This is a genomic window from Nocardiopsis alba DSM 43377, assembly GCF_000341225.1.
Lineage (GTDB): Bacteria > Actinomycetota > Actinomycetes > Streptosporangiales > Streptosporangiaceae > Nocardiopsis > Nocardiopsis alba.
Window position 1 is genome coordinate 353,949 of record NZ_ANAC01000012.1, and the last position, 14,503, is coordinate 368,451.

Annotated in this window: 11 protein-coding genes and 1 pseudogene; 7 read left to right on the top strand and 5 right to left on the bottom strand. The window is 70.5% G+C overall.

Translation table 11 applies throughout. From position 1 onward, the window contains the following. Positions 1-223: 223 nt before the first annotated feature. A complete protein-coding gene (locus tag D451_RS0114020; RefSeq protein WP_017534899.1) occupies positions 224-826 on the top strand; it encodes a TetR/AcrR family transcriptional regulator in 603 nt (200 codons plus the stop codon). Continuing rightward, the gene (locus D451_RS0114025; RefSeq protein ID WP_017534900.1) at positions 823-1,995 is read left to right on the top strand and encodes an SGNH/GDSL hydrolase family protein; all 1,173 of its coding nucleotides are present in this window, start codon (positions 823-825) and stop codon (positions 1,993-1,995) included. The genes D451_RS0114020 and D451_RS0114025 overlap by 4 nt, the downstream gene beginning before the upstream one ends. 12 nt (positions 1,996-2,007) lie before the next feature. Here the strand turns inward: D451_RS0114025 and D451_RS0114030 are convergent, their stop codons facing one another. Beyond that, a complete protein-coding gene (locus tag D451_RS0114030; RefSeq protein WP_017534901.1) occupies positions 2,008-2,685 on the bottom strand; it encodes a helix-turn-helix domain-containing protein in 678 nt (225 codons plus the stop codon). Positions 2,686-2,928: 243 nt separating this feature from the next. On the opposite strand from D451_RS0114030, the gene D451_RS0114035 reads away from it, so the two are divergent. Further along, on the top strand, positions 2,929-3,543 hold the full coding sequence (locus tag D451_RS0114035; RefSeq protein ID WP_017534902.1) for a hypothetical protein: 615 nt from the start codon (positions 2,929-2,931) through the stop codon (positions 3,541-3,543). Positions 3,544-3,583: 40 nt separating this feature from the next. On the opposite strand, the pseudogene D451_RS26540 reads toward D451_RS0114035, so the two are convergent. Then, positions 3,584-4,349, bottom strand: a pseudogene (locus D451_RS26540) (class I SAM-dependent methyltransferase). 130 nt (positions 4,350-4,479) lie between these two features. Here D451_RS26540 and D451_RS0114045 point away from each other — a divergent pair. Next, positions 4,480-4,920 carry a pyridoxamine 5'-phosphate oxidase family protein gene (locus tag D451_RS0114045; protein WP_017534903.1) on the top strand — a complete coding sequence of 147 codons (441 nt, stop codon included), beginning with the start codon at positions 4,480-4,482 and terminating at the stop codon, positions 4,918-4,920. A 47-nt stretch (positions 4,921-4,967) separates the two neighbouring features. On the opposite strand, the gene D451_RS0114050 is transcribed toward D451_RS0114045, so the two are convergent. Further along, on the bottom strand, positions 4,968-5,477 hold the full coding sequence (locus D451_RS0114050) for a DinB family protein (protein ID WP_017534904.1): 510 nt from the start codon (positions 5,475-5,477) through the stop codon (positions 4,968-4,970). Between the two features lie 664 nt (positions 5,478-6,141). On the opposite strand from D451_RS0114050, the gene D451_RS0114055 reads away from it, so the two are divergent. Continuing rightward, positions 6,142-7,275 (top strand): methyltransferase, encoded by a 1,134-nt coding sequence (locus D451_RS0114055; RefSeq protein ID WP_017534905.1) that lies wholly within the window; start codon positions 6,142-6,144, stop codon positions 7,273-7,275. Positions 7,276-7,387: 112 nt separating this feature from the next. Here D451_RS0114055 and gdhA read toward each other — a convergent pair whose 3' ends face one another. Together gdhA and D451_RS0114065 are read right to left on the bottom strand one after the other, a co-directional pair. Continuing rightward, positions 7,388-8,752 (bottom strand): NADP-specific glutamate dehydrogenase, encoded by a 1,365-nt coding sequence (gene gdhA / locus D451_RS0114060; protein ID WP_017534906.1) that lies wholly within the window; start codon positions 8,750-8,752, stop codon positions 7,388-7,390. Between the two features lie 878 nt (positions 8,753-9,630). Beyond that, positions 9,631-12,744 (bottom strand): amino acid adenylation domain-containing protein, encoded by a 3,114-nt coding sequence (locus D451_RS0114065; RefSeq protein ID WP_241463331.1) that lies wholly within the window; start codon positions 12,742-12,744, stop codon positions 9,631-9,633. A 538-nt stretch (positions 12,745-13,282) separates the two neighbouring features. Here D451_RS0114065 and D451_RS0114070 point away from each other — a divergent pair. Continuing rightward, positions 13,283-14,086 (top strand): phosphotransferase, encoded by an 804-nt coding sequence (locus D451_RS0114070; RefSeq protein ID WP_017534908.1) that lies wholly within the window; start codon positions 13,283-13,285, stop codon positions 14,084-14,086. A 73-nt stretch (positions 14,087-14,159) separates the two neighbouring features. After that, the gene (locus tag D451_RS0114075; protein WP_014911259.1) at positions 14,160-14,471 is read left to right on the top strand and encodes a hypothetical protein; all 312 of its coding nucleotides are present in this window, start codon (positions 14,160-14,162) and stop codon (positions 14,469-14,471) included. The last annotated feature ends 32 nt before the right edge of the window (positions 14,472-14,503 follow it).

Below are 14,503 nucleotides of genomic sequence, written 5' to 3' on the forward strand. Positions count from 1 at the left end.
GGTCGAACACCTCGCGTACGGTCCACGGGGCGTCCACGCGAGATCACGGACCGGTTCCTGGGCGACATCCCCGGCTCTGGGGCCCGACCTCGCCCGCGCCACGCCCCTGCGGTCGGCCGGAGGGCTTCACGGTGGCGAGCACCACCTCCACCTATGGGAATCAGCGATCCACCTAAAGGCTTTAGGTGAATATATGATCCCCTTAGGCGAACGAGGGAGGGGCATGGAACGACCGACACTGAACGCCCGACGTCTGACCGAGGCCGGAGCGGAACTGGCGGACGAGGTGGGCTTCGAACAGGTCACCGTCTCCGAACTGGCCCGACGCTTCGACGTCAAGGCCGCCAGCCTGTACTCGCACGTGAGGAACTCCGAGGACCTCAAGGTCCGCATCGCGCTCCTGGCCCTGGAGGAACTCGCCGACCGGGCCTCCGACGCGGTGGCGGGCCGCTCGGGCAAGGACGCCCTGACCGCGCTGGCGAACGTCTACCGCGACTACGCGCGCGAACACCCCGGCCGCTACACCGCCGCCCGGTACCGCCTGGACCCCGAGACCGCCGCGAACAGCGCCGGCCCCCGGCACGCCCGCATGACCCGGGCCGTTCTGCGCGGCTACGACCTGGACGAACCGGACCGCACCCACGCGGTACGCCTGCTCGGCAGCGTCTTCCACGGCTACGTGAGCCTGGAGAGCGGCGGCGGCTTCGACCACAGCGCCCCGGACACCGAACAGACCTGGACCCGCACCCTGGACGCGCTGGACGCCCTCCTGCGCCACTGGCCCGCGCCCTCCGCCCCTCCAACCGACCAAGGCCCCACACCATGAACACACCCCTGACCACCACGCCCCTGGTCCCGGAACTGATCCGAGGCGCCCACGAGCTGGAACGCACCGACCGGGGCCTGCTCCCCCACCGACTGCCCGCCCGCGCCCGGGCCCAGAACACCGACCCGCAGATGGCCATGGTCGAGTCCCAACCCTCCGGGGTGCGACTGGCCCTGCGCACCCGCGCCACCGTCATCGAACTGGACACCATCCCCACCAAACGCCTCTACGTGGGGGTCCCGCCCCGCCCGGACGGCGTCTACGACCTTCGCGTCGACGGCGAGCTCGCGGGCCGGGGCACCGTGTCCGGCGGTGACGTCCTGGAGATCGACGTCGCCGCCGGCACCTTCACGCCCGGACGCGGCGAGGCCGGAACCCTGCGCTTCGAAGGGCTCGCCGACCGCGACAAGGACGTCGAGATCTGGCTGCCCCACAACGAGACCACCGAACTCGTCGAACTGCGCGCCGACGCCCCCATCGCCCCGGCACCGCCCTCGGGCCGCCCGGTATGGCTGCACCACGGCAGCTCCATCAGCCACGGATCCGACGCCGTGAGCCCCACCACCATCTGGCCGGTCATCGCCGCGGACCGGGGCGGGGTCGACCTGATCAACCTGGGCCTGGGCGGCGGCGCCCTCCTGGACCCGTTCACGGCCCGCGCCATGCGCGAGACCTCCGCCGACCTGCTCAGCGTCAAGCTCGGGATCAACCTGGCCAACGCCGACCTGATGCGCCTGCGCGCCTTGGGCCCGGCGGTGCACGGCTTCCTCGACACCCTGCGCGAAGGGCACCCCGAGACCCCGCTGGTGGTGATCTCGGCGCTGTACTGCCCCATCCACGAGCACACCCCGGGCCCGGGCGCCATGGACCCCGAGGCGCTCGCCCAAGGGCGGGTCGGTTTCAAGGCCACGGGAGATCCCTCCGACCCCACCCGGCTCACGCTCACCACCATCCGGCGGGAACTGGAACGCATCGTGGGCGAACGGGCGGAGTCGGACCCCCACCTGTCCTACCTGGACGGACGCGCGCTGTACGGGGAGGAGGACTCCGTCGAACTCCCCCTGCCCGACGGACTGCACCCCGACACCGCGGCCCACCGACGGATCGGCGAGCGCTTCGCCGAGCGGGCCTTCGGCCCCGAAGGACCCTTCGCCCTCCGGGGCCGGTAGCCGGGCCCCGCCTCAGGCGAGCCGTCGAAGGAACGCCCGCTGCCCCGCGTTCAGATCCCGTTCGGCCAGTTCGAGGAGGAGATGAGAGTGCCGCTCGACCACGGTCGGCACGTCGCTCACGAGCTCGGCGGCCAGGCCCCGCATCTCCTCTTCGAGCCGGTCGAGCTCTTCTTCGGGGGTGCTCTCGTCGACGGCGTCGAAACGGGCCTGGGCCGCGATGAGCGCCGACCGCACCTCGGGCCGCCGCAACGCCTCGGCCAGGCGATCGGCCTGCCCCTGATCGGTGTGCAGATGGGCGTAGAGCGTGGAGATCGGGATATCGGCCGGTTTCGTGGACAGGGCGGCGGCCAATCTCGAAAGCCCGAGATGGCGCCCTGACCTGGCTTCGGCCAGACGCCGGCGCTGATCGGCGAGCGCGACGATCCGCAGACGCAGGGCCTCGTCGACCTCGTCGAGGACGGCGTCCGTCGAGGCCTCGACGGAGTCGGCCACGATCGCGCCGGCCTGTGCCAAGGACAGACCCGACCGTGTGAGCCACCGGATCCGCACGAGGGCCACGAGGTCGTCCACCGTGTACTCCCGATAGCCGTTGGCGCGACGCGCGGGCTCGGGAAGGACGTCCTTCTGGTGGTAGTAGCGGACGGTCCGGACGGTCACACCGGCCAGATCCGCGAGTTCTCCGATGCGCATCGCGATCCATTCTCCCCTCGAAGACGAGGCGCCGGAACCGAGGCGTTCGGAACCGATACGTCCCGAACTTGACCCTGACGCGACGTCATGGTCTGAGCTTGTCGCGTGCAAAGGAACATCCTCTTCCACCCGACCTCGTCCGGCGCCTCACCTCCGGGACCTCCACCCCTGCCGGAGCCACCGACCTCTTCGAACCCGCCGGACACCTCTCTCACGCCGCCCGCGACACCAGGAGACACGCCAATGAGAACCTACGACGGCCTCCGAAGCGTGCTGCGCGAGAACCGGAGGGCCTACCTCCTGCTCAACGTCGTCGTCTACGGCGTCCTCATCGCGATGATGATCGTGACCCCTCACGTTCCCGGGATGCGCGAAGTGGGACAGGAACGGCGAGAGGCCTTCCTGAACGCGCCGGTCCTGTCCATCGTCACCGACGCCTACGCCTCCGGCGACATCATGACGACGACGTTGCTGACGTTCCTGGCCAACCTGCTGTTCGCCGCCCTGCTGACGACGACCCTGCCCTCACTGGTCATCCCCTTCTTCGGTGTGGCCGCGACGGTATGGCGCGTCGTGGAGATCGGCATGTGGACCGCCCCCGCCACGATCGACGAGGGCATCGCGGTCCTCGCCGTCGCGCCCGTGTTCGTGATCGAGATCCAGGCCTACGTCCTGGCGGCGCTGGGGTCCGTGATCCTGTGGCGGTCCACCTTCGAACACCGGCGGCGGGGGCTCCCCTCGGCCCTGGCCGGATACCGGGCCGGGATCGGGGACAACCTGCGTCTCTACCCGGCCATCGTCGTCCTGCTCCTCGGTATCGCGCTGATCGAGGCCGTCACCTACAACCTCCTGTACTGAACGGTTCACCGTCCTCGGAAACGCTCCGAGGACGGTGACCTCAGGCGGGGCGGGCGAAGACGATGATCTCCTCGCTCGTATCGGTCAGCGGACTCCGATCCCAGTACCCGTACAGCGCGGCCGTTCTCAAACCCGCCTCGCCCAGAAGGCTCCGGACCGTTCCGGTATCGGGAAAGCGCAGCGTGTTGCGGCTCGACCCGATCTCCCCCCCGCCCCTTCAGCGTGTAAGTGGAGGTGAAGGTGACCAGGTCCCCCTCCACTCGCTCCAACCGGTGGACCGAGGTGGCGGAACGCCCTTCGGGGCCCCGCACCGTCCGGACCCGCTCCGGGTTCCACGCCTCCCATCCACGCGCCGCCGGGTTACGGGTCTCGAAGATCAACCGGCCCTCGGGGGCGAGCAGCCGCCGCACCCGGGACAGGTTCTCCCGTGTCTCCTCGTCGGTGAGGAACACCTGGAAGGCATGACCGGTCATCACCACCAGGTCGAACCCGCCCTCCTCCAGAGGGGGAGCCTCGCCGTCGTAAGGCCCCTCGACCAGATCCCCGAGGGTCCATTCGACGTCATCACGGTCCCGGCGGCCCACCGCCAGCATGGCGTCGGCCGGGTCCAGCCCGACCAGCCGTCCGGTGTGGCCGTGCTCGCGGGCCTTACGCAGCAGCAGACCGGTACCGCACCCCACATCCAGTACCGATCGGGCCTCCATCACCGCCTCGAGGTAGAAGTCGTCGTCAGGGGAGCATCCCCAGAAGTGGAAGTGGTCGTAGAGCTCGGCCATGGAGGGCAGGGAGAAGTGTCGATCGACCATGGGGGCATTGTCGACGATGGTGCTCCTTGCGTCACCGGGTTTTCGGCTTCGCCGCGGGCCCGACCGGCCCGTCGTCCACAGGCGGAGAAAGGCCCTTTCCCGGCCGTGGTCCCGAACCTAGGGTGAGGGCATGGAACCCGGAACCCTCCCCCACCCCTTCGACGTCGACGCCTTCCTGGCCCGCCCCCTGGTGGCCCGCGTCGCCACCAACGACTCCTCCGGAGCCCCCGCGGTCAGACCGGTCTGGTTCCTGCGGGAGGAGGGCGCGATGTGGTGGATCACCGGCGACCACTCGATCCTCTCCCGACACCTGGCGCGCGACCCGCGCACCGCCGTCGTCGTGGACACCTGCGACCTGGAACGCCAGGAGTTCCTCCAGGTGATCATGAAGGGCGAGGCCCGCACGGTGCCCTTCGACCCGGCCTTGGCCCGCCGTAAGCTACGCCGCTATCTGGGCGACGACGAGACCTCCTGGCACCCGGACTTCCGCTATTTCGCCGACGACGCGCTACTGGTGCGCTTCGACCCGGAACGCGTCATCGTCAAGGACCTGTCCAGAAGCACGGCCTGACCCTTCGGCCACGCTCGTGGAGAGTGCTCCCCCGCCGAGAGGCCGACTCACTCGCCGGTGACCCCGTCGATGCGTTCGCGCAGGAGGTCGGCGTGTCCGTTGTGGCGGGCGTACTCCTCGATCATGTGGATCAGGATCCAACGATGGGAGTACTCCTCGCCGTGTCGACGACCCGCGCCGATCGCGTCCAAGGGCAGGGAGGCGGAGAGCTCACGGGCGTGGTCGATCTCGGCGTGCCACAGGGCGAAGGCCTCCTCGATCGAGGCGGTGTCCACGTCCTGGAAGTCGGCCTCACGGTTCTCCAGGCTCTTGATCCGGCTCGGCACGTCGTCGCCCTCCAGGACCCACCGGAACCAGACGTGCTCCACCCAGGCCATGTGCCGGACCAGCCCCAACAGGGACATCGGCGAGGGCGGGACGGAACGTTCGCGCAGTCGCGCTTCGCTCAGCCCTCGACACTTGAGCTCCAGGGTCCGGCGGTGCCAGTCCAGCCAGGTGGTGAGCATGGTGCGTTCGTCGGCGATGAGGGGCGGGTCCACGCGAGGATCGTCGTTCATGAGCGTCGACCCTAGACCCGGCCTCCTTCGAGCACAACGGAAATAGCGAGGCCGGAGCAGCGGAACCCCCAGGTCGCCATGTGGACTGATCACGGAGTTCGGCAACGCCCACCCGTCACCCTCCACCACCCTCAACGGACGCGCTGACGCGCGCGGACCGGATCCCACGTCACCCTCCACCACCCTCAACGGACGCCTACGGCGCGGCCCCGATCCCACGTCACCCTCCACCACCCTCAACGGTCGCGCTGACGCGCGCGGTGCCCTCACACGGGCCCCGGCCTCCTTTCGCGGCTCCGCCCCCTCGGAGCAGGCGCGGACGAGCACGACCGAACCCGGGCGGGGCCGAGGAGGTGTTCCTCCCCTCGAGGCCCATCGGCGGATGCGACACCGATGATGGGCTCCACCCATGGGCGACGAAGGGCACACCGGCCCGGGCTTGCCTGCGGGAAGGGGCCGTGTCAGAATTCTGAGCCATCTTCAGGAGAGGGCCCGTCGTGACGATCGGCATGGTTCTCGGCGACTTCTCCTCTCGCGCTTCGACGCGGGAGCGATAGATCCGCCCTCCCCGATAACCACGCCCGTGGTGTGACCCGGGCCGCTTCCCCTCCCACCGTCGAAGTGCTCTTCGTGCCCGCGCACGCCCGAACACGAGGAGTACCCGGTGTCCACCGTCCACTGGACCGAATCCCACACCTCTCGATCCGCCCGCTGGCACTCCGAGAGCGACATCCCACCCCATGACCGTGTCGTCGTCGCGGACGACCGTATGAAGGCCGACACCGCCTACCGCCTGGCCTGCGAAGGCACGGCGCTGCTGTGGCGCGGCGACTTCCACAACGCCCGTCGACTTCTCCAGGCGATGGGCCGTCGCGTCGACCGGAAACCGGTCCGGACCGGCGACGATCCGACCGAGGCCTTCCACCTGCACCGACGGGCCCGCGGCCACCGTGCCCGTGTCCTGGGCAGGCTCCTCGTCCTGCTGGAGGCCGACCACTCCCTGGACCTGCGCAGAGCCCCCGACGTACGTCGGGCGTGCACCGAGGCCTACGGGGTCGCACACGAGCCGTCGGTGATCTCCCTGACGGAGCTGCTGGGCGTGATCGGGGCGCACGAGTGGCGCAAGAAGGGCGTGGAGATCCCGGCCCTGGACGCTCGCGTCCACCCGCATTACGGCGTGTTCTCCCCGGTCAGGGGCGAGTACGTCGACCTGGTCGCCGACGCACCGCTTCCCGTGTCGATGGAGGACCGTGCCACCGACCGCACCGCGTTCGACCTCGGCACCGGGACGGGGGTGCTCGCGGCACTCTTGGCCCGCCGAGGGGTCGACCGCGTCGTGGCCACCGACATCAACCCGCGCGCCCTGGAGTGCGCCCGCGAGAACGCCCACCGACTGGACCTGTCCGAACGCGTCGACGTCGTGGGCCCCACCCTCTTTCCCGAAGGCCGCGCGGACCTGATCGTCTGCAACCCGCCCTGGCTGCCCGCCCGACCCACCTCGGCGCTCGAGCGGGGCGTCTACGACCCCGACGGCGACATGCTTCGCGGCTTCCTCGACGGGCTCACCGCCCACCTCGAACCCGGAGGCGAGGGGTGGCTGATCCTGTCCGACCTGGCCGAACACCTCGGGCTCCGGACCCGCGAGGAGCTGCTCACCGCCATCGAGGCGGCGGGGCTGAGGGTGGTGGACCGGACGGACACCAGACCGCGGCACTCGCGCGCCAAGGACGCCACCGACCCCCTCCACACCGCCCGCGCCGCGGAGGTCACCTCGCTATGGCGTCTGACCCGCGCCTGACCGAGGCCGCGGAAGGGCGCCTGTCGGAGCACCCTCAAACGCTGACGTCCCCGAAGACCCGGCGACCGGGCCTTCGGGGACGTCTCCGACGTGGGGGCGAGGGGCCGAAGGACTAGATGAGCCCCTGGGCGAGCATGGCGTCGGCCACCATCTCGAAACCTGCCACGTTGGCGCCGAGCACGTAGTCGCCGCGGGCGCCGTGCCGCTCGGCCGCCGCCTCACAGCGGTCGTGGATACCGGCCATGGTCTCGGCCAGCTCCGACTCGGCGTGCTCGAAGGACCAGGAGGTGCGACGCGCGTTCTGACGCATCTCCAGCACGCTGGTGGCCACACCACCGGCGTTGGCGGCCTTGCCCGGGGCGAACAGCACACCGGCCTCGCGCAGCACCTTGACGGCGTCGGGGGTGGTGGGCATGTTCGCGCCCTCGGCCACCGCGACCACGCCGTTGCCGACCAGACGCTTGGCCGAGGCCGCGTCCAGCTCGTTCTGGGTGGCGGAGGGCAGCGCCACCTGGCAGGGCACGTCCCAGACGTTGCCGCCCGCGACGTACTCGGCGCCCTTGCGCCGGTCGGCGTAGGCGCTGATCCGGGCGCGCTCGACCTCCTTGATCTCCTTGAGCAGATTCAGGTCCAGGCCGCGCTCGTCGACGACGTAGCCGCCCGAGTCGGAGCAGGCCACCACGTGGGCGCCGAGCTGCTGGGCCTTCTCCACCGCGTAGATCGCGACGTTGCCCGAACCCGAGACGACGACGCGCATGCCGTCCAGGTCGCGACCGTTGCGTTCGAGCATGCGCTCGGTGAACATGACGGCTCCGTACCCCGTGGCCTCGGTACGGACCCGCGAACCGCCCCAGTCCAGGCCCTTGCCGGTGATCACACCGGCCTCCCAGCGGTTGCTCAGCCGCCGGTACTGCCCGAACATGTAGCCGATCTCCCGACCGCCCACGCCGATGTCACCGGCGGGGATGTCGGTGTACTCGCCCAGGTGGCGGTGCAGCTCGGTCATGAAGGACTGACAGAAACGCTCGATCTCGGCGTCGGAGCGGCCCTTGGGGTCGAAGTCGCTGCCGCCCTTGCCACCGCCGATCCCCATGCCGGTGAGGGCGTTCTTGAAGATCTGCTCGAAGCCCAGGAACTTGATGACGCCCAGGTTCACGCTGGGGTGGAAGCGCAGACCGCCCTTGTACGGGCCCAGGGCGCTGTTGAACTCCACCCGGAAACCGCGGTTGACGTGGACGCCTCCCTGGTCGTCACGCCAGGGGACGCGGAAGATGATCTGCCGCTCGGGCTCGCACAGACGCTCCAGCACGCGCTGGGCGGCGTACTCGGGGTGCGTGTTCAGAGCGGGAGACAGGCTCTCCAGGACCTCCAGGACCGCCTGCTGGAACTCGGGCTCGTCGGGGTTGCGACGTACCACGTGCTCGAACGCCGAGCGTACGCCCGGGTGGTGGTCGGCGAGATTCGGCTCCTTGGTCATATGAGTTCTCCTCGTAGGTCACTCGTGCCGCTCCACGCCCTTGTGGTTCGATCACCCGTGTTCCGTTGTTCCGTTCGGTCGTCACTTCGCGCGGCATCGGCGTTACGCGTCGTCACGCTCATCGCATGGCCACAGGCCCACCACGGCTCTTCGTCCTCTGGTGCCTCCGGTGGACGCGCCGCCCGAGACCGTCTTCCCAGGTTTTCGGAAGCGGTTCCGGCATGGGTCGGGCGCATGCGACATCGACGCGTGCCCGTTCGACGTTGAATCGGGCTCGATACCGGTCATCACTCGCATACCCCCAGGGGGCCGAGTGATGCCACCCCGCCATCATGGCATCCGATGGGGAATCGCACATATCGCCCCCTCCCCGTAGACGTGCGGGCGCCCCGCGTCGTTCCAGGGTCCGCCCTGGGCCGGACCCTGGAGGGCATGGTCCGCGGGGGTTCCGGAACGCGCGCGCCGACGCCGCCGTGACCGTTCTCGGGTACGCCCTCGCCACCGAACCATGGGCCGGCCCACGCGAGCGCGAACCGGGGCCGGGGCACGGCCCGGATCCGAGATCGACGGCCGCGTCGTGGACGGGGCCGTGTGTCGGGAGGAAACACGGGACCCCTCTCGAGGGAGAACGGAAATCGTTCCCGATACATTTCGGAACCGGAGGGAGAAGAGCGCGGGATCCCAGAACATGGATCCGTGTTCGAGAAGCACCCGCGGGGATTTCCCGTGACCCCTATGAAGGACGATGGATGTCTTACGGGTCTCTCCACGTACGGAATCGCGAGCCCTTCCCCCCTTCCGTCAACGGACGAACGCCTTTCCCCGTGGAACGCCACCGATATCCGAAGGGCCGACCGACGAGATCTCCCCTCCGACGCTCACGGCGCCTCCCCCCGCCCCGTGAGCAGGTCCGCGCCCCGTGACTCCACGACGGGCCCGGCGCCGGGCCGACGGATGAACCCGCAGCCGAAGAAGTAGTCCAGATAGCGGTCGATGAGGGCGTCGTCGACCGGCGGACACGGCTTGCCGATCGCGGCCTGGGCGGCCTCCGAGTTCCGCCGCCCCAACATGGGGAAGACCCCCTCGCTGTACAGCTGCTTGATCGACAGGTCGGTCCCCCGCCCTCGATCCACCCACATCGACACGAAGGGAGCCGTGGGGCTGGTGGGATCACCCTCCACGTGGTGCACCAACTCCCGCACCCATCGTCGATAGGACAGCGTCGCGATGGAGAACCCGGCCGCGCGCATACGCCGGACGACGTCGGCCAGGACGGCGGGGCGAGGGTTGGTGAGGTGGTAGACGGTCCGAGGCGGCGTCGCCCCGGTGGCGACGTTCACGATGACGTCGGCCACGTGATCGACCGGGACGAAGTCCATCGGCAGGTCGATGTCGGGGGCCACACCGGTCTCCCCGATCATCTTGAACAGCGCGCAGATCGCGGTCTCGGTGTTGCACGCCCCGCTGAAGCGGTCTCCGGTGATCGCGTAGGGGCGGTACACCGTCACCGGCAGCCCCGCCCGCTCGGCCTCGTACAGCATGCGCTCGGCCACCCACTTGCTCTCGGCGTAGCCCAGGGTGAGCCGTTCGGCGTACGCCAGCGGGGTGTCCTCGTCCACCCTGCGCACACCCGCGCTGCCGAAGCCCGCCAGCACCGCGGCCGTGGACAGGAAGTGCACCGGGACCCGCCGACGCGCCGCCAACCGCACGATCTGACGGGTACCGCCGACGTTGGGGGCGCGCAGCGCCGAATAGGGGTAGACGAAGTTGACCTGGGCCCCGGCGTGCACGATGAGATCGAGCCGTTCGGCCAGGTCGGAGGCGTGATCGGCGGACAGGCCGATCAGGTCGGCCCCCAGGTCGGCGGGAAAGCACAGGAGCCGGGTCTCCGCCTCTCGGGAGGGCAGCCCGTAGCGGGCCAGGGCCGCGGTCACCCGACGGCGCGCGTGCTGGGAGTCGCGTGCGCGCACCGGGCAGTGCACACGGGCTCCGGTACCGCGCAACAGTCGATCCACCAGGTAGGCGCCGACGAACCCGGTGGCCCCGGTGACCAGGATGTCCGAAGGGTCCCGAGGGTTCGGCTCGGGCCCCCTGCGGCGGGGCAGGGAGAACCCCAGCCTCGACTCGGCCTCGAAGTCCACGACCCCCTCGGGGGCGTGCGTCGGCGGCAGGGGAAGCCCCGCCAGTCGTACGGCGTCGGTGAACTCCTCCACCGTCGGCCGGCGGATGAGGGCCCGCAACAGCGCGCTCCCGTGCTCGGCCCCGATCCCCAGCAGACGCCTGGTGCGGGTGACCACCTCGGCGGCCAGCAGGGAGTCGCCGCCGATCCGGAAGAAGTCCTCCCCCGGCTCCGGGCTCACCCCCAGAGTCCGCTCCCAGGCGGCCAGCACGCACCGCAGCGCCTCGTCCCGCATCGGCCACGACGCCAAGGGCGAGGCCGCCTCCCGTTCGGTGGCCTCGATCCGCAGCCGTGTCCGGTCCACCTTGCCCGCCGCCGAGACCGGGAACGACGCCCACCGGTGCACGATCCGGGGGACCGCCTCCGGGGGCAGCCACTCCGCGCAGAAACGGCGCAGCGAGGCCACGTCCACCTCCCGGTCGGTGTGGGCCGGGGTGACGTGGGCGGTCAGGTGCTCGTCCCCCACGTCCACGACCGCCTCGGCGACATCGGGGTGCTCTCGCAACCGTTCCTCGACCTCGTCCGGTTCGACGCGCTGCCCACGGATCTTCACCTGACGGTCGACCCGCCCGCGGAACTCCAGCACACCGTCCTCGCCCATGAGGACCCGATCGCCCGTCCGATAGAACCGCTCTCCGTCGGCGACCTGCACGAACCGTTCGGCGGTCAGGTCCGGATGCCCCAGATAGCCCAGGGCCAGACCGTCGCCGCCCACGTACAGCTCGCCCTCCTCGCCGGGGGCGGCGGTGGCCCCGCTCTCGCGCACCACCCGACAGGTGGAGTTGGCCAGGGGCAGACCGATGGGCACGCTCCGCGCGTCCTCCGCCAGATCGCGCACACGGTGGAACGTGGACACCACCGTGTTCTCGGTCGGACCGTAGAAGTTGACGACCTCGGTCCGAGGGCAGGCCGCCAGAACGGCTCTGGCCAGTTCGGGGTCCATCGCCTCCCCACCCGCCGAGACGAAGTCCAGCGAGGCGAACACCCCCGGGACCGTGCGCGCCACGTGGTGGAAGACGCTGGTGGTCAGGTAGGCGATGTCGACCAGGTCCTCGGTCAGCCGATGGCGCAACGCCTCGGGAGAGACCAGCTCCTCCCGTTCGGCCACGACCAGACAGGCACCGCCGACCAGGGCGGACCAGATCTCGATGGTCGAGGCGTCCGAGGACAGGCCATAGCCGTGCAGGACCCGGTTGCCCCACCCGGGGCGGGGCAGGCGGGGGTCGGAGGCGACCAGCCGTACGACCCCGCGGTGGGAGACCGACACCGGCCGAGGACGCCCGGTGGAACCGGACGTGAACATGACGTAGGCGCACGAGGTCGTCGGAGGCCGCGCCGGTAGAGGGCCACGAGGGGCTGCGGGACCGGCCGCCTCCACGCCGACCCGGGCCGCCAGACGACGCACCCGGCACGCGGCGCCCGGCAGCAGCACCGCCGTGCGCACCCCGGCGTCCTCGGCCATCGCGTTGAGCCGGGCCGGCGGCTGCCCCTCGTCCAGAGGGACGTAGGCGCAGCCCGCGCGCAGCACGCCGAGGAAGGCGATGAGCGCCTCGGGGGAACGCCGGCCGCACACGCCCACGGCGTCACCGGGGCGCACCCCCACCCCGACCAGCCGTTCGGCCAGATCGCGCGAGTCTCGTTCCAGCTCGCCGTAGGAGAGTTCCCGACCGTGGTGCCGGACCGCCGGGGCCGTGGGATGCAGGGCCGCGTGGGCGATGAACAGTTCGTGCAGGAGCGCGTCCCGTGGATAGTCGGTGACGGGGCCGCGTGCGTCCGCCGTCGAAAGGGAGGACATGGCCGAACTCGTCGTCACGTGAGGATTCCTTTCGTTGAGTCGCGGCCGCGCGGGGTCAGGAGGGCACCGACGGGGCGCACACGGGAAGGCCCGTGTCGCTCCGATGTTCGGGACGCGCCGGGAGTACGGCGTCGTGGAGTCGAGTGAAGATCCCCTCCGGGACCCGTGCGTCGAGAGCACGGGTGGGAAGGACCGAGAGGGGTGCCTCTCGGCGGGAACGTGACATGGCAGGGAGCATGAGCCACCTCATCGAATCGGTCGTGTGACACGGGGGGTGTAAAAGGCGCGGCGACATAGCGATCCGCGCTCACCTTTTATTTCCGAAATCGGCCCGCAGGGAAACAGGGATCCCTTCACTCCCCTTCCCCATTCCCGATGATGAAGGGATTTACGATGATGTGAACCCCCGGATTTCACGCCTTTCGGTGCCGGCCGTTTATAGAAAGAAAGTGCCGGCCGAATCAGGGGAAACGGAGAGGGAACTCCGTTCCCCTCCGGAATTCGGAATCGCCTCGATAGGATGCGGACCCCCGCACCCTCTGGAAGGGACATCGACATGGAGACCGGACACGATCGGGACCACCCCCTCCACGGCGGCATGATGAACACCGTGCGCCGCCGAGGCGACCGGGTCGTACGCCTGGCCCCCGACCACGCGCCCGCGCTCCACGCCTTCCTGACCGACCTGGCCGCGACCGGCTTCACCAGAGCCCCACGTCCGCTGGCCCTGAACGCCGACGGACACGAGGAGCTGACCTACCTCGAAGGGGACGTGGCCCTACCGCCCTTCCCCGCCTGGGCCCTGAACGACCGTACGGTGACCCTGGTCGCCCGACTCCTGCGCCGCTATCACGACGCCGCCGCCGAGGTGCCCTTCGACCCCGGGGCCCGATGGCCCACCGCGCTGAGCGACCCCGAGGGCGGACCCTTGCTGTGCCACAACGACCCGTGCCTGGAGAACGTCGTCTTCCGCGACGGGTGCGCCTTCGCCCTGATCGACTTCGACCTGGCCGCACCCGGCCGCCCCCTCTGGGACGTGGCCGCCCTGGCCTTCTACCTCGTCCCGACCCTGGACCCCGAGTCGGCCGCCGACACCGGCTTCCGCGACGCGGACGTCCCCCACCGGCTGCGTCTGCTCGCCGACGGCTACGGCCTCTCCCACGCCGACCGCGCCCTCCTGCCCGCCACGGTGGTCCGCTACAACGAGGTCTCCCGGGCCTTCGTCCTCGACCGGGTCGAGCGCGGCGACCCGGCGTTCGTCCGGGACCTGGAACGGCTGGGCGGCATGGCCCGTTGGGACCGGCGACGCGACCGGCTCATCGAGCGGGAACCGCTCTTCCTGCGCGCCCTCACCGAGTGAGCTCTCCACCACCCGGGCCACGGCCCCGGCCCGGCGGCCGCGTTCGGTCCCCGCCCTGCGCCATCATGGGCTGATGGACAGTACCGACCCCGGGCCGCAGGGCCCGCTCCCACAACCCACCGTCGAACACCTGGCGTCGGTCCTCACCCGCCACCGTGAGGAACTCGCCGGCGCCGGCGGGGTCACCATCGGCCCCGGCGAGGTCGTACACGCCCTGGCCACCCACCTGTGGGCCGGGGTCGCCGTGGCCGCCACCGCCTGCCACGCGACCGTGGACCCCCTGCGCCTGCGCGCGACCTCGGGCAAGGTGAACTGTCGCCGCTGCCTGGGAGGCTCTCGCCGCTCGGGCGCCCCCATCCCCGGCCAGACCCACCTGGACCTGTAGGACCCCCGCGCGACCCGCCGGCGTGGAAAACC

Bases quoted from the DNA above. Each gene is read 5' to 3' on its own strand.
- D451_RS0114020 (WP_017534899.1), top strand. From the start codon at position 224: ATGGAACGACCGACACTGAACGCCCGACGTCTGACCGAGGCCGGAGCG.
- D451_RS0114025 (WP_017534900.1), top strand. From the start codon at position 823: ATGAACACACCCCTGACCACCACGCCCCTGGTCCCGGAACTGATCCGA.
- D451_RS0114030 (WP_017534901.1), bottom strand. From the start codon at position 2,685: ATGCGCATCGGAGAACTCGCGGATCTGGCCGGTGTGACCGTCCGGACC.
- D451_RS0114035 (WP_017534902.1), top strand. From the start codon at position 2,929: ATGAGAACCTACGACGGCCTCCGAAGCGTGCTGCGCGAGAACCGGAGG.
- D451_RS0114045 (WP_017534903.1), top strand. From the start codon at position 4,480: ATGGAACCCGGAACCCTCCCCCACCCCTTCGACGTCGACGCCTTCCTG.
- D451_RS0114050 (WP_017534904.1), bottom strand. From the start codon at position 5,477: ATGAACGACGATCCTCGCGTGGACCCGCCCCTCATCGCCGACGAACGC.
- gdhA (WP_017534906.1), bottom strand. From the start codon at position 8,752: ATGACCAAGGAGCCGAATCTCGCCGACCACCACCCGGGCGTACGCTCG.
- D451_RS0114070 (WP_017534908.1), top strand. From the start codon at position 13,283: ATGGAGACCGGACACGATCGGGACCACCCCCTCCACGGCGGCATGATG.
- D451_RS0114075 (WP_014911259.1), top strand. From the start codon at position 14,160: ATGGACAGTACCGACCCCGGGCCGCAGGGCCCGCTCCCACAACCCACC.